Source organism: Rhizobium beringeri (genome assembly GCF_004306515.1).
Taxonomy (GTDB): Bacteria; Pseudomonadota; Alphaproteobacteria; order Rhizobiales; family Rhizobiaceae; genus Rhizobium; species Rhizobium beringeri.
In genome coordinates, this window is record NZ_SILG01000004.1 from 405,990 (window position 1) to 429,536 (window position 23,547).

At 61.4% G+C, this 23,547-nt stretch carries 23 protein-coding genes; 11 read left to right on the forward strand and 12 right to left on the reverse strand.

Annotation, left to right across the window (positions count from 1 at the left end; all coding sequences use genetic code 11):
- The first annotated feature begins 261 nt into the window (after positions 1-261).
- Genes ELH03_RS31505 through ELH03_RS31520 form a run of 4 tightly spaced genes read left to right on the forward strand, consistent with a single transcriptional unit; the run spans position 262 to position 4,279 of the window.
- Complete coding sequence (locus tag ELH03_RS31505) at positions 262-1,614, forward strand: LLM class flavin-dependent oxidoreductase (RefSeq protein ID WP_128402952.1); 1,353 nt, start codon at positions 262-264, stop codon at positions 1,612-1,614.
- A 10-nt stretch (positions 1,615-1,624) separates the two neighbouring features.
- Positions 1,625-2,476, forward strand: coding sequence for an ABC transporter permease (locus ELH03_RS31510; protein WP_128400086.1), 852 nt, complete (start codon positions 1,625-1,627; stop codon positions 2,474-2,476).
- Between the two features lie 39 nt (positions 2,477-2,515).
- Positions 2,516-3,499, forward strand: coding sequence for an ABC transporter substrate-binding protein (locus tag ELH03_RS31515; protein WP_128400085.1), 984 nt, complete (start codon positions 2,516-2,518; stop codon positions 3,497-3,499).
- A 9-nt stretch (positions 3,500-3,508) separates the two neighbouring features.
- Entirely contained in the window at positions 3,509-4,279 is a 771-nt protein-coding gene (locus ELH03_RS31520) for an ABC transporter ATP-binding protein (RefSeq protein WP_028732415.1), read from the forward strand.
- 88 nt (positions 4,280-4,367) lie between these two features.
- On the opposite strand, the gene ELH03_RS31525 is transcribed toward ELH03_RS31520, so the two are convergent.
- The gene (locus ELH03_RS31525) at positions 4,368-6,179 is read right to left on the reverse strand and encodes a chloride channel protein (protein ID WP_130767330.1); all 1,812 of its coding nucleotides are present in this window, start codon (positions 6,177-6,179) and stop codon (positions 4,368-4,370) included.
- A 199-nt stretch (positions 6,180-6,378) separates the two neighbouring features.
- Between ELH03_RS31525 and ELH03_RS31530 the strand changes: the two genes are divergently transcribed.
- Positions 6,379-6,813, forward strand: coding sequence for a MarR family winged helix-turn-helix transcriptional regulator (locus ELH03_RS31530; RefSeq protein WP_128400083.1), 435 nt, complete (start codon positions 6,379-6,381; stop codon positions 6,811-6,813).
- A 30-nt stretch (positions 6,814-6,843) separates the two neighbouring features.
- Here the strand turns inward: ELH03_RS31530 and ELH03_RS31535 are convergent, their stop codons facing one another.
- The 5 genes from ELH03_RS31535 to ELH03_RS31555 all read right to left on the reverse strand — a co-directional run bounded on the left by ELH03_RS31535 (position 6,844) and on the right by ELH03_RS31555 (position 10,912).
- The gene (locus tag ELH03_RS31535) at positions 6,844-7,752 is read right to left on the reverse strand and encodes a homocysteine S-methyltransferase family protein (RefSeq protein WP_130767331.1); all 909 of its coding nucleotides are present in this window, start codon (positions 7,750-7,752) and stop codon (positions 6,844-6,846) included.
- 119 nt (positions 7,753-7,871) lie between these two features.
- Positions 7,872-8,561, reverse strand: a complete 690-nt coding sequence (locus ELH03_RS31540; RefSeq protein ID WP_128400081.1) for an ABC transporter permease — start codon at positions 8,559-8,561, stop codon at positions 7,872-7,874.
- A gap of 12 nt (positions 8,562-8,573) precedes the next feature.
- Positions 8,574-9,299, reverse strand: coding sequence for an ABC transporter permease (locus ELH03_RS31545; protein WP_128400080.1), 726 nt, complete (start codon positions 9,297-9,299; stop codon positions 8,574-8,576).
- Positions 9,300-9,311: 12 nt separating this feature from the next.
- Positions 9,312-10,085, reverse strand: coding sequence for a transporter substrate-binding domain-containing protein (locus ELH03_RS31550; RefSeq protein WP_128400079.1), 774 nt, complete (start codon positions 10,083-10,085; stop codon positions 9,312-9,314).
- Between the two features lie 47 nt (positions 10,086-10,132).
- Positions 10,133-10,912, reverse strand: coding sequence for an ABC transporter ATP-binding protein (locus ELH03_RS31555; protein ID WP_128400078.1), 780 nt, complete (start codon positions 10,910-10,912; stop codon positions 10,133-10,135).
- A 163-nt stretch (positions 10,913-11,075) separates the two neighbouring features.
- Between ELH03_RS31555 and ELH03_RS31560 the strand changes: the two genes are divergently transcribed.
- The 6 genes from ELH03_RS31560 (at position 11,076) to mctP (ending at position 15,603) form a co-directional block, all read left to right on the forward strand.
- The gene (locus ELH03_RS31560; RefSeq protein WP_018246856.1) at positions 11,076-11,540 is read left to right on the forward strand and encodes an Lrp/AsnC family transcriptional regulator; all 465 of its coding nucleotides are present in this window, start codon (positions 11,076-11,078) and stop codon (positions 11,538-11,540) included.
- Positions 11,541-11,642: 102 nt separating this feature from the next.
- On the forward strand, positions 11,643-13,028 hold the full coding sequence (gene mctS / locus ELH03_RS31565; RefSeq protein ID WP_128400077.1) for a two-component system sensor histidine kinase MctS: 1,386 nt from the start codon (positions 11,643-11,645) through the stop codon (positions 13,026-13,028).
- On the forward strand, positions 13,025-13,669 hold the full coding sequence (gene mctR / locus ELH03_RS31570; protein ID WP_113544858.1) for a two-component system response regulator MctR: 645 nt from the start codon (positions 13,025-13,027) through the stop codon (positions 13,667-13,669). Before mctS ends, mctR begins: the two co-directional genes overlap by 4 nt.
- A gap of 126 nt (positions 13,670-13,795) precedes the next feature.
- On the forward strand, positions 13,796-13,927 hold the full coding sequence (locus ELH03_RS38565; protein WP_281035115.1) for a hypothetical protein: 132 nt from the start codon (positions 13,796-13,798) through the stop codon (positions 13,925-13,927).
- A 13-nt stretch (positions 13,928-13,940) separates the two neighbouring features.
- Positions 13,941-14,138: a DUF3311 domain-containing protein gene (locus ELH03_RS31575; protein ID WP_018070686.1), complete on the forward strand. Its 198-nt coding sequence runs from the start codon at positions 13,941-13,943 to the stop codon at positions 14,136-14,138.
- Positions 14,128-15,603: a monocarboxylate uptake permease MctP gene (gene mctP, locus ELH03_RS31580; protein WP_018070687.1), complete on the forward strand. Its 1,476-nt coding sequence runs from the start codon at positions 14,128-14,130 to the stop codon at positions 15,601-15,603. The genes ELH03_RS31575 and mctP overlap by 11 nt, the downstream gene beginning before the upstream one ends.
- 148 nt (positions 15,604-15,751) lie before the next feature.
- Here mctP and ELH03_RS31585 read toward each other — a convergent pair whose 3' ends face one another.
- The 6 genes from ELH03_RS31585 to ELH03_RS31615 all read right to left on the reverse strand — a co-directional run bounded on the left by ELH03_RS31585 (position 15,752) and on the right by ELH03_RS31615 (position 23,464).
- Positions 15,752-17,713: a HAMP domain-containing methyl-accepting chemotaxis protein gene (locus ELH03_RS31585; protein ID WP_130767332.1), complete on the reverse strand. Its 1,962-nt coding sequence runs from the start codon at positions 17,711-17,713 to the stop codon at positions 15,752-15,754.
- A gap of 526 nt (positions 17,714-18,239) precedes the next feature.
- Entirely contained in the window at positions 18,240-19,310 is a 1,071-nt protein-coding gene (locus ELH03_RS31595) for an LLM class flavin-dependent oxidoreductase (RefSeq protein ID WP_128400707.1), read from the reverse strand.
- Between the two features lie 58 nt (positions 19,311-19,368).
- Positions 19,369-20,742 carry an LLM class flavin-dependent oxidoreductase gene (locus tag ELH03_RS31600; RefSeq protein ID WP_128411204.1) on the reverse strand — a complete coding sequence of 458 codons (1,374 nt, stop codon included), beginning with the start codon at positions 20,740-20,742 and terminating at the stop codon, positions 19,369-19,371.
- Positions 20,743-20,779: 37 nt separating this feature from the next.
- Entirely contained in the window at positions 20,780-21,529 is a 750-nt protein-coding gene (locus tag ELH03_RS31605) for an ABC transporter ATP-binding protein (protein ID WP_128400709.1), read from the reverse strand.
- On the reverse strand, positions 21,505-22,404 hold the full coding sequence (locus ELH03_RS31610) for an ABC transporter permease (protein WP_130767333.1): 900 nt from the start codon (positions 22,402-22,404) through the stop codon (positions 21,505-21,507). The genes ELH03_RS31605 and ELH03_RS31610 overlap by 25 nt, the downstream gene beginning before the upstream one ends.
- 34 nt (positions 22,405-22,438) lie before the next feature.
- Positions 22,439-23,464, reverse strand: coding sequence for an ABC transporter substrate-binding protein (locus tag ELH03_RS31615; protein WP_024320285.1), 1,026 nt, complete (start codon positions 23,462-23,464; stop codon positions 22,439-22,441).
- Positions 23,465-23,547 lie beyond the last annotated feature (83 nt).

The following is a 23,547-nucleotide window of genomic DNA, read 5'->3' on the forward strand; positions in this document are numbered from 1 at the left end:
TGATTTCGTCTCAGCCGGGCTCTTCGCCACGCCTGTAGACCCCGTCTGCCGGCCTGCGCTCGCATATCCCGAAGTAGCCGCCCGATCGTTGATTTCCGATTTCACGCCAATCCGGGAAATCTATTCACTCTTCCGCCGAAACTATGAAATTAAGTTTCTCTATAAAATTAATAGAGAACGTATTTTAGCAATCCAACAGCCAATTTTATACTTGGCTTTGGGGAAGGCCGAGCTGTTGACGACAAACGGAGAGGACACGAAATGACACGGAAAATCAGACTTGGGGCATTTCTTCCCGGCGGCGGACAGCATGTTGCCTCATGGCGGCATCCCGACCAGCCGGCCGACGGCGCGACCAGTTTCGAGTTTCACAAACGTCTCGCTTTGACGGCTGAGCGCGGTCTCTTCGATGCCTATTTCCTGGCCGACGGACTGGCTGTCGGTTTCGGTGGAGCACGCGAAGGCGGCAATGCCCGCGTCGCCGGCTTCGAACCTGTGACATTGTTCTCCGCCCTTGCGCCTTTCACTACCCATCTCGGCTTTATCGCCACGTCCTCGACCACCTACGAGGAGCCTTACACCACCGCCCGCAAGTTCGCCTCGCTGGATCTGATCTCCGAGGGCCGCGCCGGCTGGAATGTCGTGACCACCACGGGCGACCTGACGGCGCAGAACTTCAACCGCGATACCCAGCTTCCGCATGCCGACCGATATCGCCGCGCTGCCGAGCATGTCGACGTTGTTCGCAAACTCTGGGAAAGCTTCGAAGACGACGTATTCATCCGGGACAAGGACTCCGGCGTGTTCTTCGACCCGTCGAAGCTGCACGACACCGACCACCGCGGCGAGCACTTCAGCGTGCGTGGTCCGCTCAACGTCTCCCGATCGCCGCAGGGGCATCCCGTCATCGTCCAGGCCGGCCAATCCGAAGACGGACGCGGGCTCGCCGCAGCAACGGCCGAGGTCATCTTCACCGCCCATCAGCATATCGAAACCGCCCAGGAGTTCTATCGGGATATCAAGGCACGCGCCCGTGGTCTCGGCCGAAACCCCGATCACATCCTCGTCATGCCCGGCGTATCCGCTTTCGTCGGCAGGACCGAGGCGGAGGCACGCGAGAAATACGACCGACTGACCTCGCTCATTGTCGAAGAGGACGGGATCGGCCTCCTCAATGGCCTGACCGGCGGCACGCTCGATCTGCACGGTTATGACCTCGACGGGCCGCTTCCGCCGGCGCCGCCGACGGAAGGCATGAAGAGCCGCCAGGCCCTCATCCGCCAGATCGCCGATGAAAACAACTTCACCATTCGCCAGCTCTATCAGTGGATCGCGTCTGCCCGCGGTCACTACACCATCGTCGGAACGCCCGAACAGATCGCCGATACGCTGCAGAAGTGGTTCGAGAACGAAGCTGCCGACGGCTTCAACATTCTGCCTCCCTGGCTGCCGACGGCGCTCGACGACTTCGTCGATCTGGTCATCCCAGAACTGCAGCGCCGCGGGCTGTTCCGGACGGCTTATGAGGGCAAGACGCTTCGCGAAAACCTCGGCCTGCCTTTCCCGACCAATCGGTGGGCTGCAGGACGTGCAGCTCTCCAGGCAGCAGAGTGAGGAGCGGTCCATGTCCTATGAAATCAACCAGGTTCTTCCGAGAAGCTTCGGCCGCCTGAAGAGCAGCGAAAGCAATATTTCCACTCTCGCCTCCCATGTGCGCGGGGTGCTCGCATCGCTTTTTCCGCGTTATGGCCTTCTCATCGGCTTCCTGGTGCTCTGGCAGGTGTCGAGCACCAGAGGCTGGGTCAATCCCGCCGTCTTCCCGCCCTTGAACGTCATCCTGTCGGCTCTTTGGACCAATCTTGCCAACGGCGCGCTGCTGGATGATATCGCCATCAGTCTGCAGCGATCCGGAACCGCCTTCGCCTTTGCCGTCGTGATCGGCATTCCGCTCGGCCTGTTCATGGGCCAGGTTCGTGCGGTCGAACAGGCGCTCGATCCGATCCTGCAGCTCTTCCGCCAGACCTCGGCACTCGCGCTCTATCCGGTCTTCATCCTGCTGCTCGGCCTCGGCGAGACATCCAAGATCTTCGTGATCTTCTGGGCGACGTTGTTTCCGGTCCTGCTCGCCACGATCAGCGGCGTCAAGGAGGTGGACAAGAAGCTCATCGAGATGGCGCGGACCTATGGCGCCGGACCGCTGACCATCTTCCACCGCGTCATCCTGCCGGCGTCGGTGCCGGCAATCTTCGTCGGCCTGCGTCTTTCGGCGACGACTGCGCTTCTCCTGCTGATTGCCGCCGAGATGATCGGCGCCAACAAGGGCATCGGCTTCCAGGTGATGAACGCCCAGTACAATTTCCAGATCCCGCTGATGTTTGCGGCGATCCTTCTGCTCGCCTTCCTCGGGCTTGCCGCCAATGCCCTGCTCGTTCTGCTGCAGCGCCGTCTCTGCCGCTGGTCTCAGCCGAGCCGCTAACCTGCTTTCACCGATTTTCCTCTTCCGAAAGGTCTCATCATGACATTCCATCCCCGTCATCTCCTCCTGCCGGCAGTGATCGCTCTCGGTCTTGCCACGCCGGCCGCAGCCACCGATACGGTGAAGCTGCGCTATCTCGCTAGCCAGGGTGGTCTTGCCGCCCACGAACTGGCCGCCGAACTCGGCTATTTCGACGGAACGGGCATCACACTCGAAAATGTCGGCTACGCCCAGGGCGGCCCAGCCTCCCTGATCGCACTGGCATCGGGTGATGTCGAGATCGGCAGCGCGGCAACCTCCGCCGTCCTGAATTCGATCATCGGCGGCAACGATTTCGTCGCCGCCTATCCCTCCAACGGCATCAATGACGAGGTGCAGTCGACCTTCTACGTGCTGGAAGACAGCCCGATCAAGGGTATCAAGGACATCGCCGGCAAGAGCATCGCGGTTAATACGCTCGGTGCCCATCTCGACTATACCATCCGCGAGGCCTTGCATTCAGTCGACCTGCCCACGGACGCAGCCAATCAGATCGTCGTTCCCGGGCCGCAGCTCGAGCAGGTGCTGCGCTCCAAGCAGGTGGATATTGCCGCCTTCGGCTATTGGCAGACGACCTTCGAAGGTGCAGCCCTCAAGAATGGCGGTCTGCGCGCGATTTTTGACGATACCGACGTGCTTGGAGATATTGCCGGGGGCTTCGTGGTACTGCGCCGCGATTTCATTCGCCAGCATCCGGAGGCCTCGAAGATTTTCGTCGAGCAGTCGGCCCGCGCCCTCGACTATGCCCGCGAACATCCCGAGGAAACCAAGAAGATCCTGGCCAAGGCACTTAGCGAGCGCGGCGAGAACGCTGATATCGCGCAATACTTCCGAGGCTATGGCGTGCGTGCCGGCGGTCTGCCGGTCGAGCGCGACATCCAGTTCTGGATCGACGTCCTGGTTCGCGAAGGCAAGCTGAAGCAAGGCCAGCTGGCGGCCAAGGACATCCTCTTTACCGCCGATGCCAAGCCGGCAAGCAACTGAGGAATGGTGATGAGCATCGCTGAGGACACGCGCCGCGGAGAGGTGACGATCCGTCACCTCTCCAAATCCTACAGGTTGAACGGGGCACCTCTACAGGTTCTCAGGGATGTCAACCTCCACGTCCGCTCCGGCGAGAGCCTCGCCATCGTCGGCGCCAGCGGCTCGGGCAAGACAACCTTGCTCAGGGTTCTGGCCGGTCTTGAGGATTCCGACACGGGAGAGGTTCTCGTCGATGGCAAGGCGGTGCGAGGCGTCGGCGCAGAGCGCGCCGTCATCTTCCAGGAACCGCGCCTTCTGCCCTGGCTGACCGTGCTCGACAATGTGGCCTTCGGGCTGAAAACAAGAGGCCTGTCGCGTGAGCAGGCGAGGGGACGGGCGCGCCATTATGTCAAGCTCGTCGGCCTGCAGCAGTTCGAGGCGGCCTATCCCCGGCAGCTCTCCGGCGGCATGGCCCAGCGCGTCGGAATCGCCCGGGCGCTGGCCGTCCAGCCCGAGATCCTGCTGCTCGACGAACCGCTCGGCGCGCTCGACGCAATGACCAAGATCGGCATGCAGCAGGAGCTCGCACGGATCTGGCGCGATGAGGATGTGACGACCATCCTCGTCACCCACGATCTCGAAGAGGCGATCTACCTGGCCGACCGGATCCTCATCCTGCCACGGGAAAAGGGCGGTGAGCCGCGTCTGATCGAAATCGATCTGCCCCGTCCTCGCGACCGCAGCGCGCCGGAATTCGTTCGACACCGCGAAGAGCTGTTGAATCTGTTCGGGCTGCATTGACGTCTACAGGCGTCGGCGCGCCGCATGGGACCTGATCCATGCGGCGCGCGGCAGTATCAGTAGCAATGCGGAGGACGCCCGCGGAGCGCTATCGCACCTTGCTCTTTGAGCCGGCGGTGAGATACGGCCGCCGATCCAGCTCGGCCGACCTATAGGAACTGCGCAGCCGCAGCAGATCCTTACGGGCGATCAGGCCGTACAATTTCCCTGAGGTCGGATCGACGATCGGAATGCGTCCGTCGCCGGTCGACAGCATCAGGTCGGCGATGAATGCGACCGTATCGTCAGGATGCCCCACAGGGACGGAATCGTCCGTCACGTTTTCCGCAAGCGTCTGTCTGGCGAGGTCCGAATTCCCCTGCCAAAGCAGAGCGTCGGCTCTCGATACGACGCCGGCTAGCCTGCCTGCTGCATCGACCACCGGATAAATCCGGTGCGTTTTCTGCTGAGAGGCGAAGAAATCGCACGCCTCTCCCACCGTCATGGTGACGGGAAGCGTGTCGACATCGCTGATCATGATCTCCCTTGCCCGGGATAGTTCGAACGGGTCGACGCCATATTCGCGGGTGATGTGCTGACCGCGACGCGCGATCTTCTCGGTGAGGATCGAGCGACGCAGCAGAAGGACGGTGACGGCATAGGCCGTAACCGTCGCGGCAAGCAGCGGAACGAGCGTGCTGACGTCGCCGGTGATCTCCATGGCAAAGAAAGTGCCCGTCAGCGGCGCGCGCATGGTTCCACCCATCATCGCCGCCATTCCGAGCAGCGCCCAGAAGCCGGGATCGTTGCCCGGCAGGACAAGGCCGACCAGCCATCCGAGAGCACCGCCGAAGATGAGAAGCGGCGCAAGCACGCCGCCCGAAGTGCCGGACGACAGGGCAAACAACCAGATGACGGTCTTCACCAGCAGGATCGAGATGACAGCCGGGGCGAGCAGCCGGTTGTTGAGCAAGCCATCGATGATGTCGTAACCGACGCCCATTGCCCGCGGCTCGATCAGGCCGCCGAGGCCGATGACGAGACCGCCGAGCATCGGCCACCACATCCAGTGGATCGGCAAGGCTTCGAACAGGTCCTCGATCCGGTAGAGCAGCGTCGTCAGCAATCCCGATTGCAAGCCGGAGATGATGCCGATCGCCGCGCAGGCGAAAATCCCCCACCAGGGCAAGGCCACCTGGAAGTGGGTCGGGAACAGCGGGCCGGTGCCGAACAGCGGGCGCCAGCAGATCGACACGCAGGCGGCAACGGCGACTGGAATGAAGCTGCGCGGCTTCCATTCGAACAACAGCAGTTCGACCGCCAGCATGACCGCGGCGATCGGCGAACCGAAGATGGCCGTCATGCCTGCGGCGGCGCCGGCGACGAGCAGCGTCTTCCGCTCGGCCGCACTCATGTGAAAGAATTGTGCGAAAAGCGATCCGATCGCACCGCCCGTCATGATGATCGGCCCCTCGGCACCGAACGGACCACCAGTTCCGATGGAGATTGCCGATGACAGCGGCTTCAGGACCGCGACCTTCGGCGACATCCGGCTGCCGCCGATCAGGATCGCCTCGATCGCCTCGGGAATGCCGTGGCCGCGGATCTTCTCCGATCCGAAGCGAGCCATCAGTCCGATGACGAGACCGCCCAGCGGCGGAACCAGCAACACCCACAGCGAACGCGGCACGGCTGCTAGAGAGGCGGGCTGGATGCCGATCTCTCCGAACCAGATGACATTCGTCACCAGCGCGATGAGGCTGACGAGACACCAGGCGGCAAACGCGCCGGCCGTGCCCACAATGATGGACATACCGACCAGGAGGAGGACCCGCCGGTCGGTGGTGAAATCTCCGGCCTCGCGCCGGGAAAGGCCGCCGGTGAAATCGTGCGGCCGGTTGCTTGGTTGATGCTGCGCCATGGAAGCCTCTGCTACGCGGAAATGGGTACGCTTCAGGGGCGTCAATATATCGTGATACGATATAAATCAATGGATGAAATCATGCAGACGAAAATGTCCCGTGAAGTTGCTTCACTTGACCGGCTGTCGGGTGCCCCTCTATTCGAGATGGCCGAATGGCTTCCGACCTGGGCAGCCGTTGCGGCAAAGGAGAATAGCTTTGAAGAAGACTGCGCCGCCGCTGAGACAGGAGGATTACGAGGCTCTCGCCGATCTCAGATTTGCGCTTCGCCAATTCATGGACTTCAGTGCCTCTGCCGCACAATCGGAAGGACTGCCCGCGCAGCAGCATCAGGCCCTTTTGGCGATCAAGGGACAGCGGGGCGATGCCATGACCATCGGCATGCTGGCCGAGCGGCTGATCATCGCGCCGCATACGGCGACCGAACTTGTCGGCCGGCTGGCGGATGCCGGACTAGTCGAACGTCATGCCGATCCGGCCGACAGGCGCCGCCAGACTATTCTCCTGACGAATAAGGCGGACGAGCTTCTGACGCGACTGAGCGCTGTCCACCTTTCGGAAATAAGGGAGATGGCCCCGAAATTGATCGAGCTCCTCCTCGAACTCCAGAAGACGGCATCAAAAGCTGAATAACTATTGCGGCGGCGTAGCCGACTTGCCGCCTCAACCCAAAAGCGTCTTCTTGAGCCGATGGATATGGGCGGCGCCAATGCCGCAACAGCCGCCGATGATGGTCGCGCCGGCATCGGCCCAGGAACAGGCATAGCGCGAATAGGCGTCGTCATTCAGATCGCTGCGGGTATCGTGCAGGCCTTCATTGGCGGCTGCGTCGCCTGTTTCCCCTTCGAAGGCATTGGCATAGACACCGATTTCGATGGAGGCATCCATCTTTCGGAAGACACGCGTTGCCGTCTCCACCGCCGCCTGCATGACTTCGGGCTTGCTGCAATTAAACAGGAGAGCTTCAGCGCCCGATGAAGCCGCCCAGGATGCCGCATCCTCGACCTTTTCTTCGGAGCGAAGCTTCGGTTCGCCGCCGCTGATGGCTGCCTCGTCATCCGCCAATGTGAAGGAAATCCAGAACGGCTTGCCTGATGCCGCCACTGCCTCGCGGACAGCCTCTGCCTCGGCGATCAGGCTCAACGTCTCGCCGAGCCATATATCGACGAAGGGGCCGAGGTTTTCGACGAGCACCTCGAGATAATCCTGCACCCGCGAAGGCTGAAAATTCTGCGGCTCGTATGAGCCGAAGATCGGCGGCAGCGACCCGGCAACCAGCACCTTCCGATCCGTGGCGGCATCCGCCGCCTCGCGCGCCAAGCGACCGGCGAGACGGATCAGCTCCGCCCCTTCCTTCTGGAACCGGTCCTCGCCGATGTGAAAGGGCACGAGCGCATAGCTGTTTGTCGTAATGACCTCAGAGCCGGCGGCGATGAATTCCTGGTGTACTCTACGGACGATATCCGGCGAGTTGATCAGCGCCAATGCCGACCATTCCGGTTGTTTCAGTTCGGCACCCAGCCGCAGTAGCTCGCGGCTCATGCCGCCATCGAGAATTCGCGTCGTGCTCATGAAGAGGTCTCCATTCAGGCTGTCGCGCCGTCAGCGGCGGCGGGCTTTTCATAACAAAGTGGGCGAGGTGCGCGTGGTCGTGCGCGAGGGAATTCATGGGCCAGTCCCTTTCCGTCGGCCTAGCGGCGAACCGGCACCTGCGCTTCGAGACCTCGGAAGACGTGGGCGATGACTGCCGTCAAGGCGAGATAGAAGAGGGTGACGACCAGCAGCGGTTCATAGACGAGCAGCGTGTCCTGCCGAACCTTGTTTGCCACGGCGTAGAGATCCATCACCGTCACCGTAAAGGCGAGCGGTGTCGCCTTGAGCTGCATGACGATCTCTCCCGCAATCGTCGGCAGGGCGATGCGAATGGCGCGCGGCAGCCAGATGCGCCGGGTCAGCATCCAGGGTGAAAGGCCGAAGGCCCGGCCGGCTTCGAGCTCGCCCTTGGGAACGGCAAGCAGCGCGCCGCGCAACACCTCCGCCTCATAGGCTGCGTAGTTCAGGGTAAAACTGACGGCGGCGAAGAAGAAGCCCTCGCGCAGGATCGGCCAGAACAGGCTCTGGCGGATGCCGGGGACCATGGGCAGCAGCGAGCCCACCCCGTAGTAGAGAAGCCATAGCTGTATCAGCAGCGGCGTTCCGCGAAAGAAGGTGCAGTAGCTGCGCGCCAGGAGCCGCGTCAGTCTGCCGCCGCTGACCTGCGCGAAGGCGAGGCCTATGGCGATGACGAAGCCGAACACCACGGAGATCACCAGCAGGCAAACAGTCTGCCAGGCGCCGGTCAGAAGCAGCGGCCAATAGGAAGAGATCCAGGCGAAACTCATGGGGCGCTTTCTTCAGGCAAGGCGCGGCTGTCCCCGCCGTACCCGTCCTTCGATCAGTTTGAAGACGACGTTGGAGACAAGCGTGATGGCGAGATAGAGAAGGGCCGAAGCAAGGAAAAAGACGAAGTAATGCTTGGTGCTAGCCCCGGCAAGCCGGGTGGCGAGCGCCAGTTCCTGGTAGCCGACGACCGCTACCAGCGCGCTGTCCTTGGTGACCGACATCCACAGATTGGCAAGACCCGGCAGCGCGTTTGGCAGGAGCGCCGGCAGCAGGACCCGGCGGAACCTCAGCACCGGCCCCATGCCGAAGGCCTTGGCGGCCTCGATCTGGCCGACGGGAATGGCGAGGATCGCGCCGCGCAACACCTCCGTCATGTAGGCACCCTGCACGAAGCCCAGCACCGCGACGGCCGCGACGAAGCCGTTCACATTGACCGGCGGCAGGTCCAACGCGGCGAGCAGCCGGTTGAGGCCATCGGTGCCCGCATAATAGAGCCCGACGATCAGGATCAACTCGGGAACGGCGCGGATCAGCGTGGTATAGAGATCGAGCACGACGCGAAGTATGCGGTTGCCCGAAAGCTTTCCAAGTGCGCCGCCCGTGCCGAGCAGCAGGCCGATCGCGAAGGCGCAAGCCGAGATGGCGACCGTGGAGACTGCACCTGCCAGAAGAACGCCGCCCCATCCCGGAGGATAGGGAGACAGCAGGTCCAGAATACCTTGTTGCGTGGTCGCCATTATCAGGACTGCTTACTTCGCGCCGTAGATGTCGAAATCGAAGTATTTCTTGGTGATGGCGTCATACTGGCCGCTGGCGCGAACCGCTGATATCGCCGTGTTCAGCTTGGCTTTCAGCTCCGTATCTTCCTTGCGCAGGCCGCCCGAAACGCCGGCTCCGAGAATCTCCTTGTCGTCGGCGACGTCGCCCATCTTGGCGCAGCAATCCTTGCCGCCATCGCTTTTGAGGAAAGCGTCAAGCGCCAGTGAATCGCCGAAGACATAGTCGATACGGCCGGAGGCGAGGTCTTGAAACGCCTCATCGAGCGTCTGGTAGGTCTTTTCCTCGGCAGCCTCGGCGAAATACTTCTTGTAATATTCCGACTGGATCGTCGACACCTGAATGCCGATAGTCTTGCCCTTCACGTCCTCGGCAGTGGCGCCCGGTTTCTGGTCCTTGGGACCGATCAAGGTGCTCGGGGTGTTGTAGTATTTGTCGGTGAAGTCGATCACCTTCGAGCGTTCCGCGGTGTTCGACATCGACGACCAGATCACGTCGAACTTCTTGCTCTGGAGAGCCGGAATGAGACCATCCCAAGAAATCTCGACGATCGAGCATTTCTCCTTCATCTCTTCGCATACGGCATTCATCAAGTCGATTTCCCATCCCTGCCATTGGCCGGAGGCGTCCTTGGCGAAGAAGGGCGGATAGGATTCGTTCATGACGCCGAAGCGGACTTCGGCCTGTGCGGTGACGGCCGAAAGCACGAGTGCCGCGCCGGCGAAAAGCGTGGGAAGCAGTTTCATTCGCAGGATTCTCCTGGTTTGTGTTGTCGATGAGAGCTCGGAGTGCATCAGTGGGCGCTGAGGCCGGTGAATTCCCGGCAGCGGGCGCTGACCGGCGCCCCGAATATCTGTTCCGGCGGGCCTTCTTCCTCGATCCGCCCCTGATGCAGGAAGAGAACACGGCTGGAGACATCCCGGGCGAAGCGCATTTCATGCGTGACGATCAGCATGGTCCGGCCTTCTTCCGCGAGATCGCGAATGACCTTCAGCACCTCGCCGACCAGCTCCGGATCAAGCGCCGATGTCGGCTCATCGAACAGCATGACATCAGGATCCACGCAGAGCGCCCTCGCAATCGCCGCACGCTGCTGCTGGCCGCCGGAGAGGAAAGCCGGATAGGCGTGGCGTTTGTCGAAGAGCCCGACCTTGTGGAGCAGGGCCTCAGCCTTTTCGATGGCCTCGCGCCGCGAAATGCCCATGACGTGCACCGGGGCCTCAATGACGTTTTCCAGCACCGTACGATGGGCCCAGAGATTAAAACTCTGGAAGACCATCCCCAATCCGGTCCGTATCCGTTCGATCTGCCGCCAGCTGCGCGGCTGCAGCCGGCCGTCCCGCCCCATCTTCAGCGCGACCTCCTCGCCGTTCACGGCGATGCGGCCACGATCCGGCGTTTCCAGGAAATTGATGCATCTGAGAAAGGTGCTCTTGCCGGAACCCGACGAGCCGATGATCGAAATCACATCAGACTTGTGGGCCTCAGCCGAAATACCCTTGAGAACCTCTTGCGAGCCGAAGCTTTTATGAAGATCTTCGACGCGAAGAGCAGGAAAGGGTTGATCTGGCATGCATGGTTCCGGCTGAATTGAGCTTGCGAAGGATAATGATAAAATAACGCGGTTTTTTCGCGCAGTTTTCATCTATTCTGCATATTTTATGCAAAATAATCTTCCTCGTGCGGCAAGTACGGCAGAATGCGCGAATTGCTGCGGCGAGAACTAGGACTGGACAATGGAACAACTCGATCGTTTTGACCGTGACATTCTCGATATCGTTCAGCGCGACTGCCAGCTGAAAGCCGAAACGATCGCCGAACGGATCGGACTGTCGGTCTCGGCCGTGCAGAGGCGGTTGAAGCGGCTGCGCGAAGAAGGAATCATCAAGGCGGAGGTAGCCGTCGTCGACCGCAAGGCGACGGGCACAGCGATGGTGTTTATCGTCGGAATGGAGATCGAGCGCGACAATTACGACGCGCTGGCCAAGTTCCGCCTCTGGGCTGAGAAGCAGGATCACATCCAGCAGGTCTATTATGTCACAGGCGCGGTCGATCTGATCGCAATCGTCACCGCCCGCGACGTCGAGCATTATGACGACATCGCTGCCTTGATCATGGCTGACAATCCGCAGATCCGCCGCATGCACACGAATGTCGTGCTGCGGGATGTCAAGCTCGGCCTGTTCGTCCCGCTGGAATAGCGCAGACGCGATGGCTCCGCCGGCGTTGGTTCCGACAAGCCGCTGGACTCGCATTTGACAAAGGGCATAATTCCCGGCGCAAATTCTCGGGAGGAATGATCGTTGACGTTACGACACCAGATCATCGCATTGGCGATCGTTCCGCTCGTCATTTCGATCCTTGCGATCACCACCTTCATCACATGGCAATCGGCAAACCTCGCCAAGAATAGCATCGACACGTTCGAGCAGAACATGCTGAAGACCAAGGAAGCCGAGATCCTCAACCTGACCAACCTTGCCCTGTCCGCCATCCAGACGATCTATGATAATGCCGGTCCCGATGATGAAGCCGCCAAGCAGCAGGTGGCGACGATCCTGACCTCGCTCGATTACGGCAAGGACGGATATTTCTTTGTCTACGATTACGACGGAAACAACATCGTCCATCCGCGCCAGAGTTTCCGGCATGGGCACAATTGGCTCGACCTTACCGACCCGGATGGCGACAAGGTCATCGCCGAACTGATCGCCACCGCAAGAGCGGGCGGGGGTCTGCATCAGTACAAATGGCAGAAGCCATCGACCGGACAGATCGCCGACAAGCTCTCCTTCGTCGTCAGTCTCGACAAATGGCACTGGGTCGTCGGCACCGGCGTTTACCTGGATGACGTCTTTGCCCAAAGCGCCGCCGCCAACGCCGGAATGCGCGCCAACATAAGACGGACCTTCATCATTGTCGCGTTGATCGCCGTACCTTCCGTGCTTGTCGTTTTCACGACCTGCATGCTGCTGACGTTCCACGAGCGCCGCATGGCCGACAGCCGGCTCAAGGCGCTGACACAGCGGGTCATCGATACGCAGGAAGAAGAGCGCGCACGGCTTGCACGCGAGTTGCATGACGGCATTTCTCAAAATCTCGTCGGCGTGCGCTATGCGATGGATCTTGCCGGCCGCAAGGTCAGAACCAATGTCGACGATGCGGCGCTGACGATCGACCGCGGTGTGGAGGCGCTGAACGGCGCCATCAAGGAAATCAGGCGGCTGTCGCACGATCTGCGGCCGCGCGTGCTCGACGACCTCGGCCTGACGGCTGCTCTCGAGGCGCTGTGTTATCATTTTGCCGAGCGGACGGGGATCGAGACGAAAATCGACGCTTCGGGTTTCACCGACACGCTGAAACCCGAAGCCAATACCGCGCTTTATCGTGTCGCACAGGAAGCGTTCAACAACGTCGAACGCCACTCGGGTGCCTCCCGGCTTGCGGTCAAGCTCTGGAGCGACGGCGGCCGGGCCCGCATGACGATCACCGACAACGGCACTGGCTTCGACGGCATCAAGGACGGGGTCTCCGGCAGATCAGGTCTCGGCCTGCGCAACATGCAGGAGCGGATGGCCCACTTCCGCGGCCTGTTGCTGATCAACAGCAGCGAGACCGGGACGACGCTGACGGCGATGATGCCGAAATCGGCTAATCGTCCCGCCGATCGGCAGGCAGAAGCTGCATGACCGAACGCCCGAAAATCAGGGTGCTCTTGATCGACAATCATCCGCTGGTGCTGGACGGATTGAAGGCCGTGCTCGAAACATTCGACCATATCGAAGTTGCCGGTACGGCCGGGCTCGCCCAAACGGGGCTCGAGATCGGCCGGCAGGTTCTGCCGCAGGTCGTGCTGATGGACATCAACATGCCCAAGCTGAGCGGCATCGATGCAATAGAATTGTTCAGGAACGAACTTCCTCAGGCGCGGGTCGTGATGCTCTCCATGCATGACAGCCGCGAGTATATTTCCTCCTCGGTCATGCACGGCGCTGCCGGTTACATCCTGAAGGACGTTTCGACCGACGAGATCGTCTCGGCGATCGAGACCGTGGCGGGTGGGGGGACATATTTCTCGTCCGGTGTCTTCGACGCGCTGATGGGCGAACGCGCGGAGGAGGGTAGCGACCCCCTGACGCCGCGCGAACGAGACATTCTCGGGCTGATCGTGGCCGGCAGAAGCAACAAGGAGATCGCCGAAACGCTCGGGATCACCTCCGCCACGGCGGAAACCCATCGCAAGAACCTCAAGAAGAAGCTCGGTATTGCCACCACAGCGGGCCTCATCCGCTATGCGCTCGATCACGGCATCGTCTCGAAAGTCGGATAGATCGCGTCTACCCACTTCTGGGTAGGCCCCGGCATTTCAGTGCCAACTCGATCTTGCGAGCTTAAAACCGGCGCCATAGGACTCCATCCACGGCTGGCCAAGTGCGAGCCGTTGGGAGGAATTCACATGCGTTACATCAGCTTCCGATCGGTCGGAAAACCTCGAGCGACCCGCGCCGGGCCGCCGCGGCCGCCGGCTGACAGACCTGCCTTCCACGCCGACAACTGGAACATGGCGACCGCCGCCCGCGGCGCCTGAAAGGTATTCCGACATGGAAAAACCACGTAGCAAGGCAGCGCTCTGGCTGCTTGTCATTCCCTACATAGGTCTGCTCTGGCCGCCATTTTATAATGTCCGCGAGCCATCTCTTTTCGGCTTTCCCTTCTTCTATTGGTATCAGCTTCTCTGGGTGCCGATCACCGCAGCGCTGACCTGGATCGCCTATCGGAGCACCCGCCATGACGACTGACATCAACGGCACGGCACTTGCCGTCTTCATCTTCTTTTTCGTTTTGGTCACCGTCATGGGCTTCGTCGCCAGCCGCTGGCGCAAGCCCGAGACACTGGCCCATATCGATGAATGGGGTCTGGGCGGACGCAACTTCGGCACCTGGATCACCTGGTTCCTCGTCGGCGGCGATTTCTATACGGCGTACACCGTGATCGCCGTCCCGGCGCTGGTCTATACCGTGGGAGCCTACGGCTTCTTTGCGCTGCCCTACACCATCGTCGTTTATCCCTTCGTCTTCATGGTGATGCCCGTTCTGTGGAAACGCGCCAAGGATTTCGGCTATGTGACGGCTGGCGACGTCGTCCACGGTCAATACGGATCGCGCGGTCTCGAACTCGCCGTCGCGGCAACAGGCGTCATCGCCACCATGCCCTATATTGCCCTCCAGCTCGTCGGCATGACGGCGGTGCTGAAGGCGCTCGGGCTGCATGGTGAACTGCCGCTGGCGATCGCCTTCATCGTGCTGGCGCTCTACACCTACTCCGCGGGCCTGCGCGCGCCGGCCCTGATCGCCTTCGTCAAGGACATCATGATCTATATCGTCGTGATCGCGGCCGTCGCACTGATCCCGTCGAAACTCGGAGGCTACGCCAATGTCTTTGCCTCGGCCGATGCGGCCTTCCAGGCCAAGGGTTCCGGCAACCTGCTGCTCGGGGGCAATCAGTATGTCGCCTATGCCACGCTCGCCTTGGGTTCGGCGCTCGCGGCCTTCATGTATCCGCATACGCTGACGGGCATCTTTGCCTCCAACAGCGGCAAGACGATCCGCAAGAATGCGATCATGTTGCCCGCTTATACGCTGCTGCTCGGCCTTCTGGCACTGCTCGGCTATATGGGGCATGCCGCCAACCTGAAGCTCGACAGTGCCAATGACGTCGTTCCCACGCTGTTCAAGACGCTGTTTTCGGGCTGGTTCTCCGGCTTCGCCTTTGCGGCGATCGCTATCGGCGCACTGGTGCCGGCGGCAGTGATGAGCATCGGCGCCGCCAACCTCTTCACCCGCAATTTCTGGAAAGCCTATGTCGATCCTGATGTCAGCGATGCGGGCGAGGCGAAGGTTGCAAAGATCACGTCGCTCGTCGTGAAGATCGGTGCGCTTCTCGTCATCATCTTCCTGCCGACGCAATTCGCACTCGACCTGCAGCTGCTCGGCGGCATCTGGATCCTGCAGACGCTTCCGGCGCTGGTCTTCGGCCTCTATACCAACTGGTTCCGTGCACCCGGCCTGCTTGCCGGCTGGTTCGTCGGCTTCTGCGGCGGTACTTTCCTCGTCTGGGATGCCGGCTGGAAGCCTCTGCATCTGATCAGCCTCGGCGGTGAACCCTTCACCGTCTACACGGGACTGCTGGCGCTTGCGGCCAACATCGCCGTTGCCCTCGTAGTCAACGCCCTGCTTCCGGCCAAGGCTCCGGTCCGGGCCTAGAGCATGATGCCGAAAAGTGTGAGCGGTTTTCGGACAACATCATGCTCACCTTCCTTGATCCAAAAATGCCAAGGGCAGCAAACGCTGCCCTTCGCAAAATTATCCCGCTTTGGCGTTCCAGCATAGGCTGGAGAGAGATCAGGGCGACTTAAAACTCTTCCCAATCGCCGGCCACTGCTGCATTCCCATTCGTCTGGAACGACTTACCCAGCTTGGCAATCATCTGGCGCGCAGGCGAGGGCGTCGGCTGAGCACGGGGCGCCGCGATAGCGGGCTGCGATACGCGCTTCGGTGCCACCGCTCCGCCAATGTTGAACTGGCCCAGCAGCTGGAACAGCGCGTCGGCTTCCTTGGCGAGCTTGTGGGCGGCCGCTGTGGCTTCTTCCACCATGGCGGCGTTCTGCTGCGTCCCCTGATCCATCTTGTTGACGGCGGTATTGATCTCTTTCAGCCCCGTCGCCTGCTCTTGCGAAGCGCCGACGATGGCCCCTACATTGCCGTCGACCTGCTGTACCTGCTCCGCAATCTCTTTCAGCGCCCTTCCGGTCTCGCCAACCAGGGCCACGCCGCTTTTGACGTGGCCGTTCGAAGCGTTGATAAGTTCCTTGATTTCTTTTGCCGCCTTGGCGGAGCGTTGCGCCAGCTCGCGCACTTCCTGAGCGACAACGGCAAAGCCCTTGCCTGCCTCACCGGCACGGGCGGCTTCGACGCCGGCATTGAGCGCCAGCAGGTTGGTCTGGAACGCGATTTCATCGATGACGCCGATGATGCTGCCGATTTCGGTGGCGGAGGATTCGATCTTGCCCATGGCATCGACCGCATCCCGAACGACGCTTCCCGAACGCTCCGCGCTATCCTTCGTCTTGCGAACGAGCTGGCCGGCTTCCTGAGCCTTGTTGCTCGAGTCGGCAACGGTGGTCGTAATTTCTTCCAGGGCAGCGGCGGTTTCCTCCACCGAGGCTGCCTGCTGTTCGGTCCGCTTGGCGAGATCGTCCGAGGCCGAGCGGATCTCCTGTGCACCGGCGGCGATGGCGCTGGCGTTCTGGGCAACCTTCTGCATGGCGGCACGGAGCTTTTCGACCGCAGAATTGAAGTCGGCGCGGAGCTTTTCCAGAGACGGAATGAACGGAGTGCCGATCTGCTGTGTAAGGTCGCCGTCAGCCAGCGCCTGCAATGCATCGCCAAGCTGACCGACAGCCTGGTCCGTCTGCTCGGCAAGGGTGCGGCGTTCATCTGCATCCTGCTCGAGCCGATGCCGCTCCGACACGGCCCGCTTCGCCTCGGCGTCGGCTTCCCGTTCGGCCTTTGCCGAAATTGCGTCGCGCAGCCCGGCCACCGCCCGTGCGAGCTTGCCGATCTCATCGCCTCGCGCTTCGAGACGGCGATCACCATTAAGATTGCCGTCCGCCATCGCCTTCAGCGAAAGCTGAAGTTTTGCCAGCGGGCCGACGATCGTGCGTGCGGTCACGGCGGCGGCAACGAGTGAAAGAACAGCCGCAATGCCAAGCGCGGTCAGGGCCAATGGCTTGAAGCCGCTTGCCGTGCTGCGAACCTCGCCACCAATCGATTTGTTCAGCGCTTCCTGATAGTCGATAAATTTGTTGATGGCGCCAAGCCAGGCAACGAAAGCCGGTCGAGCCTGTTCGAGCAGGATCTTTCGAGCGGCCTCGCCGTCGCCCTTCTCCTGCAGCGCAATAATCTGGGCGACCAGAGGATTGGTCTTCGCCTGGATGTCTGCAATCTCACCGAGAATGGTCTTTTCCTGTTCCGTCGCACCGGCCGGAGAGGCAACCATATCCGCCATGCGCTTTTCATTCTCGGCGTAGGAGGCGGCCAGCTTCTCGATCAATGCCTCGGCGGTCTTCCGTTCATCGGCAGACGTCACCAGAGTGACGTCGCGGATGGCGATTGCCCGATCATGCACGCTGCCGCGATAGTTGATGGCAAACCGTTGCTTCACGCTGTTGACGTCGTTGATGGTTTCAAGCTTATCGTTGATCTGCGCAACTTTTTCCGTCGAATAGATGGTCAAGCCGACCATCAGCAAAAGGAGAACGCTGAAGCCAAGCGCCAGGCGCGCCACAACCCCGAAACTCATGATATTCTTCATATGCACTCTCCCCTCGCGGTGAGGTTTGTTGGAAGGATGTCTCGGCAGCCAGGATTGCTTGTCATGTCTCATTCAAATGCAGAGCCTCGGTGTCTCCGAGTGCATCCGACAGGCACCCCTGTGCCGGAATCGCGCTTGAGATACGGACATCCGTCAAAGCAATAAAAGCCGATTTTGATGCGAAATTCGGGTGCCTGACCCGCCATCATGGCGGAGGTGACGGCCCTCAAAGAACGTCGCCCCGATATCTAAAAAAATTAGAGGAATATATTTTAGAGAGTGTAAACGGAGCCGGCAGAGCATGGCTATAGCGTCTATTTGGATAGCATTTGCGCTTTTCGGATGGACCATTTGACGAGCGCTCTCCCGGTAGTTGCGAAATCTCCAACCTCCCCTGCGCAACAAGGTTCTGCGGCTTGCCTGCGACTACGCGACGCCGTCCTGGCATCGGGTAGTGATTTGCTGAAAGGTCTCGGCAATCGGCATGAATTGCAGCTGCGGTGCCGGAGCGTTGGCGCTTCCGGCTTCAGCCGCGTAGCAGCGGAAGAAGCTGATCGCCCTGCCGCTTGATTTCGGAGAGATAGGGCGTGTCGGACAGCACGAAGTGGGTGATGCCGAGATCCTGATATTTGCGCAGCGAGCGGGCGACGTCTTCAGCCGAACCGACCAGCCAGGTGGTGCCGGCGCCGCCGCCGCCGAACTTGCCCGGGGCAGTATAGAGGTTGTCGTCGAGGACGTCGCCGCGCTCATGCAGATCGAGCAGCCGCTGCTGGCCGACGGCGAGCGCGCGCTGGTGATCGTGCCAGCCAGTACCCTTGCTTCTCGCCATCTCGGCGACCTTCGCCTCGGCGTCAGTCCAGGCCTGTTCGGTGGTGTCGCGGACCAGCGTCGTTATCCGCAGGCCGAATTCCAGCGGCGGGAGGTCGCGGTCCAGTTCCCGGCTCAACGCCTTGAGCCGCGCGATCCGTTCGCCGACACCGTCGAGGGGCTCGCCCCAGAAAAGCTGGACATCGGCCTCGGTGGCTGCCACCCGCTCGGCCGCCTCCGAAGCGCCGCCAAAATAGAATTTGGGGTGTCGGCGGTCGCCGCGGACCTGGATGCGTGGCACCACGGTGGAGTCGGCAACCCGGAAGTTCTCGCCCGCCGAGGTGACATTGTCTTCGGTCCATAATCTTCGGACCAGCCGCATGAACTCCTTGGTGCGACCGTAGCGGTGCGCCTGATCGCCCTCGCTGTCGCCGTAGGCAGCCAGGTTGTCCTTGCCCGACACGATGTTGATCCGCACGCGGCCGCCGGTCAGATGGTCCAGCGTCGCTGCCGCGGAAGCGAAATTCGCCGGTCGCCAGTAGCCTGGACGGATCGCAATGAGCGGTTCGAAGGTGGTCGTCCGGGCGGCGAGCGAAGTTGCGACGGTAAACGTGTCAGGGCGGCCCCAACCGGTGCCGATGAGCGCGCCCTTCCAGCCATGTTCCTCCAGCGCCTTTGCGTGGCTGGTCAGCGTATCCAGGCTGTTGTGGTTCTCGACGGCGGAATCGCCGCGATGGCCGGCTTTGACGTCGTTGGGAATATACCAGAGAAATTCGGAATTATTGCTCATGCGATGCTGCGGTTCTTTGTGTGATTGGAACAAAGCGAGGGGAAGCCCCCTCATGAAATCATACGGCTGCCTGCACCTGCTGCTGCCCCGCCTGAACCACAAAGCCATTCGGCGGGCGTTGGAGGCCAAGGTTCTCCCGCAGCGTCGTGCCTTCGTATTCGTGCCGGAACAGGCCGCGCTTGCGCAGGATCGGGACGACCTGATCGACGAAATCGGTCAGAGCGGTGGGCAGGATCGGCGGCATGATGTTGAAGGCGTCGGCAGCGCCGTTTTCGAACCAGCTCTGCATCGCATCGGCGATTTGCTCGGGCGTTCCCACAACCGTCCGATGGCCGCGAGCGGTGGCGACCGCCAAATAAAACTGGCGCAGCGTCAGATTGTTGCGCGATACCAGGTCGGAAACCAGCTTGAGGCGGCTCTTGTTGAGTTCGGTATTTTCAGGCAGGGGAGGGGCGGGATCATCCAGCGAGTAGCCGGAAAGGTCGACGCCCTTGTAGTGGCGGGCAAGGATATTCCAGGCGATGGAGGGATGAACCAGCGACTGGATATGGTCGTAGTTCGCCTGGGCTTCCGCTTCCGTCCCGCCGAGAACGGGGAATATGCCGGGACTGATCAGCAGTTCGTCCGGCCGGCGTCCGTAGCGGGCGAGCCGCCCTTTGACGTCGGAATAGAATTCCTGCGCATCCTCGAAGGTCTGGTTGGCGGTAAAGATCATCTCGGCCGTGCGGGCGGCAAGTTCGCGCCCCGGTTCCGATGCACCGGCCTGCACGATGACAGGATAGCCCTGAACTGGACGGCCGACGTTGAGCGGACCGGCCACCGAGAAGAATTTGCCCTTGTGATCAACGAGATGCACCTTGTCGGGATCGAGATAGACCCCGCTTTCCTTGTCGCGAATGAAGGCATCGTCTTCATAGGAATCCCACAAGCCCTTCACCAGGTCGACGAATTCCTCGGCCCGCTCATAACGATCGGCATGGGCGGGATGGCCTGCGATTGAAAAATTCTTCGAAACATCCGCACCCGTCGTGACGACGTTCCATGCCGCACGACCCTTGGAGATATAGTCCAGCGACGCAAATCTGCGGGCGAGAAGGTAAGGGTCCTCGTAGGTCGTCGATGCCGTGGCGACGAAGCCGATATGTTTGGTCACCTGGGAGAGGGCCGCCCAGAGGGTCAGCGGCTCGAAATGCGCGCCCTGGGCGGTGCGACGAAGCGCTTCCGGATCCTTGGCTCGGTCCCATCCCGCCGGGCTGTCGGCGACGAAGACGAGATCGAATTTGCCGCGTTCGGCGGTCTGGGCGAGCTCGCGGTAGTGATCGATATTGAGGCCGGCATCGGCCTGCGCCTCCGGATGGCGCCAGGCGGCGATATGATGGCCGGTCGCCATGATGAATGCGCCAAGCCGCATTTGCCTTTTCGATGTGCTCATTGGCTTATCTCCAGATCAAATTGAACTGTTGCTGATGTCAGGCGGCCTTGCGGCCCGGAAGCTCGACCCCGAGCCGGCTGAGGAGGTGGATTCGGAATTGCGCAAAGCGCGGATCGCCGTGATCCCGCGGCGTCGGCAGATCGATCTTGAGATCCTCGATGAGGCGGCCTTCGTCGAGAACTAGTATGCGGTCGGCCAGCGAAATCGCCTCGTCGACGTCGTGGGTGACGAGCAGCACGGCAGGACGGTGTCTTGCACACAACTCCCGCAGCAGATCATGCATTTTCAGCCGGGTCAGCGCGTCGAGCGCGCCGAACGGCTCATCGGCGAGAAGCAGGGCCGGTTCGCGCACCAGCGAACGGGCAAGGGCGACCCTCTGCTGCTCGCCACCCGAAAGCTGGTTCGGCCACGCCGTTTCCCGGCCCGCAAGTCCTACCTCCGCCAAAGCCTTCCGTCCGGCTTCCTGGCCGGAAGGTCCACGTAGGCCGAGCGTGACGTTCTGGATGACGGTACGCCACGGCAGCAGGCGGGCGTCCTGAAAAACCACCGAAAGGCTCTCCGGCGTCCCGAGGGTGCCGGTTCCCTCGACACCATGATCGAGACCGGCAAGAGCCCTGAGGAACGTGCTTTTGCCGGAGCCACTGCGGCCGAGCAGGGCAACAAACTCGCCTTCCTCGATATCGAGATCGACGCCGTCGAGGATCGTCTTCGTCGCAAACCGCCGTGCGAGGTTTCGCACGTGGACGGCCTTGCTTACGGGCTTCAGTTTGCCAGGGTGCGGCGCCATGAGAGGACCCTCCGTTCAAGCAGGCGGACGAGACCGTCCGAAACGAGACCGAGCAGCACATAGACCACCAGGCCGACGAGAATGACGTCCGTCTGCCCGTAATTGCGGGCAAGATCGATCATGTAACCGAGCCCGCTGGTGGCGTTGATCTGCTCGACCACGACGAGAGAAACCCAGCAGAGGGTGACGGCGAACCGCAGGCCCAGAAGGAAACCCGGCAGGGCGCCGGGCAGCACCACCTGAAGGATGAAGTCCTTCTGGCTCATGCGCAGGGTCTCGGCCAGCTCGACATAACGGCTGTCGATGCTGCGGAGCGCATTGTGGGTGTGGATGTAAATCGGCACGATCACGGCCAGCGCGATGGTCGTGACCTTCATGCTCTCGCCGATGCCGAACCACAGGATCAGCAAGGGGATCAGGGCCAGCGTCGGTATCGCACGCTTGATCTGGACCGGCCCGTCGATCAGGGCTTCACCGATCCGGGAAAGGCCGGCGATAACCGCCAGGATCGTGCCGATCAGCAATCCGATGCTAAGGCCGAGCAGGGCGCGCGTCGCCGACGTCACGAAATTGTCCTGCAGGCGACCCTGCTCTATGAGTCTTACGAAAGCCTCGACCACTGTCCACGGCGCCGACAGGATGCGCGGGTCGATCCATCCCAATGCCGAACCGACGACCCAGGTCAGGACAAGCAATACCGGCCCGATCTGCAACCCGAAAGGGATCGCGGGTCCGGGACCCAGCCTGCGTCGGGCGCGAGGGCCGGCGGAGCTCGCCGGGCCAACCGGCTTTGCCAGGCGTGAGCCTGCATGCGCAACTCTCCCGCTTGTTGTCAGGGATAGTTTGGCCTCATCTGCATCCCAAGTGGTTGCCATGTTTCAGATCTCCTCTCCGAAGGAATGTCGAACGTTACTGGCTCTTGGCCAAAGCTTCGGCGCCGAGCTTTTCGAAGCGGTTGTCGAAAATCTGCTCCACATTGAAGGGTTTGTAGCCAAGCTCGTCCGCCAGCAGGTTGATGGTCTCCTGGTGGCGCTTCTTCACTTCGCTCCAATTGGCGGGAACGATCTGTTCGCCGGTCATCTTGACCAGATATTCCCCGTCCTCCTGGCTGAGGCCCTGCTGACCAACGTAATATTCCTTGATCCAGAGGTCCGGGTTGCGGTTCACCCATTCGGTAGCGCGCGCCCACAGCCCGACATATTCGGCGAGAGCTGCTGCCTTGGCGGGATCATCCAGAACCCATTGCGGCGCATAAAGATGGCTCGGATCATCCCGCAGGCCATGCTCCAGGAGGGTCGCGCCATCCGGTCCGTATTGGGTGATATAGCGCCTGATATAGACGGTGCCGAGCGGTGCGATGTCGACCTGCCTGCTCGCCAATGCCTTAGGATAGACGTCGCTGGTGCTTGGCAGTTCCACCAGAGTGACGTCGCTGCTCTTTAGACCTGCCGCGTGCAGCGCGCGCAGGACGAGCGTGCCCTGGGCCTGGCCCGGGCTGAAAGCGATGCGTTTGCCGCGGAAATCCGCCAGCGTCTTGACCGTCGCGCCCGGTGCGATGCCGAAGCGGTAGATGGGATTGGCAATCGGGTCTCGGCGTTCGCGATAGGCGATGTTGCGGACGGGCAGGTTGTTCCAGTTGGCGAAGATGGAGGGGATCTCGGCCACCGATCCGACATCGAGCGCATGGGCGCGGAAAGCTTCCGACGTCTGCGGCCCGCCGTTGATATTGGCCCATTTGACTTCAAAACTGAGCTCCTTGCCGAGGCCGGACACTTCGAGAGCTTTCTGGGTGACCGGATCGCCGATCGTCAGCACCGTGCCTGGCGGCACTTTGGAAAGCAGGGGGGCGTCTGTCTGGGCTACCGCCGGACCATGAATGGCACCGAGACCAAGCAGACTGAACAACGCAATTTTGAATGTCTTTGCCAATGTCATCTTTGCCAACGTCATCGTCGATCTTCCCGTTTCGGATTGTTGTTTGCAGGAACGATGCACGGTAAGATGGCGGATAATCTACT

Bases quoted from the DNA above. Each gene is read 5' to 3' on its own strand.
- ELH03_RS31550 (WP_128400079.1), bottom strand. From the start codon at position 10,085: ATGAAACTGCTTCCCACGCTTTTCGCCGGCGCGGCACTCGTGCTTTCG.
- ELH03_RS31605 (WP_128400709.1), bottom strand. From the start codon at position 21,529: ATGGCGCCGCACCCTGGCAAACTGAAGCCCGTAAGCAAGGCCGTCCAC.
- ELH03_RS31595 (WP_128400707.1), bottom strand. From the start codon at position 19,310: ATGAGCAATAATTCCGAATTTCTCTGGTATATTCCCAACGACGTCAAA.
- ELH03_RS31545 (WP_128400080.1), bottom strand. From the start codon at position 9,299: ATGGCGACCACGCAACAAGGTATTCTGGACCTGCTGTCTCCCTATCCT.
- ELH03_RS31535 (WP_130767331.1), bottom strand. From the start codon at position 7,752: ATGAGCACGACGCGAATTCTCGATGGCGGCATGAGCCGCGAGCTACTG.
- ELH03_RS31555 (WP_128400078.1), bottom strand. From the start codon at position 10,912: ATGCCAGATCAACCCTTTCCTGCTCTTCGCGTCGAAGATCTTCATAAA.
- ELH03_RS31560 (WP_018246856.1), top strand. From the start codon at position 11,076: ATGGAACAACTCGATCGTTTTGACCGTGACATTCTCGATATCGTTCAG.
- ELH03_RS31615 (WP_024320285.1), bottom strand. From the start codon at position 23,464: ATGACATTGGCAAAGACATTCAAAATTGCGTTGTTCAGTCTGCTTGGT.
- ELH03_RS31575 (WP_018070686.1), top strand. From the start codon at position 13,941: ATGGAAAAACCACGTAGCAAGGCAGCGCTCTGGCTGCTTGTCATTCCC.
- ELH03_RS31540 (WP_128400081.1), bottom strand. From the start codon at position 8,561: ATGAGTTTCGCCTGGATCTCTTCCTATTGGCCGCTGCTTCTGACCGGC.
- ELH03_RS31600 (WP_128411204.1), bottom strand. From the start codon at position 20,742: ATGAGCACATCGAAAAGGCAAATGCGGCTTGGCGCATTCATCATGGCG.
- mctR (WP_113544858.1), top strand. From the start codon at position 13,025: ATGACCGAACGCCCGAAAATCAGGGTGCTCTTGATCGACAATCATCCG.
- ELH03_RS31515 (WP_128400085.1), top strand. From the start codon at position 2,516: ATGACATTCCATCCCCGTCATCTCCTCCTGCCGGCAGTGATCGCTCTC.
- ELH03_RS31610 (WP_130767333.1), bottom strand. From the start codon at position 22,404: ATGGCAACCACTTGGGATGCAGATGAGGCCAAACTATCCCTGACAACA.
- ELH03_RS31585 (WP_130767332.1), bottom strand. From the start codon at position 17,713: ATGAAGAATATCATGAGTTTCGGGGTTGTGGCGCGCCTGGCGCTTGGC.
- ELH03_RS38565 (WP_281035115.1), top strand. From the start codon at position 13,796: ATGCGTTACATCAGCTTCCGATCGGTCGGAAAACCTCGAGCGACCCGC.
- ELH03_RS31510 (WP_128400086.1), top strand. From the start codon at position 1,625: ATGTCCTATGAAATCAACCAGGTTCTTCCGAGAAGCTTCGGCCGCCTG.
- mctP (WP_018070687.1), top strand. From the start codon at position 14,128: ATGACGACTGACATCAACGGCACGGCACTTGCCGTCTTCATCTTCTTT.
- ELH03_RS31525 (WP_130767330.1), bottom strand. From the start codon at position 6,179: ATGGCGCAGCATCAACCAAGCAACCGGCCGCACGATTTCACCGGCGGC.
- ELH03_RS31505 (WP_128402952.1), top strand. From the start codon at position 262: ATGACACGGAAAATCAGACTTGGGGCATTTCTTCCCGGCGGCGGACAG.
- ELH03_RS31520 (WP_028732415.1), top strand. From the start codon at position 3,509: ATGAGCATCGCTGAGGACACGCGCCGCGGAGAGGTGACGATCCGTCAC.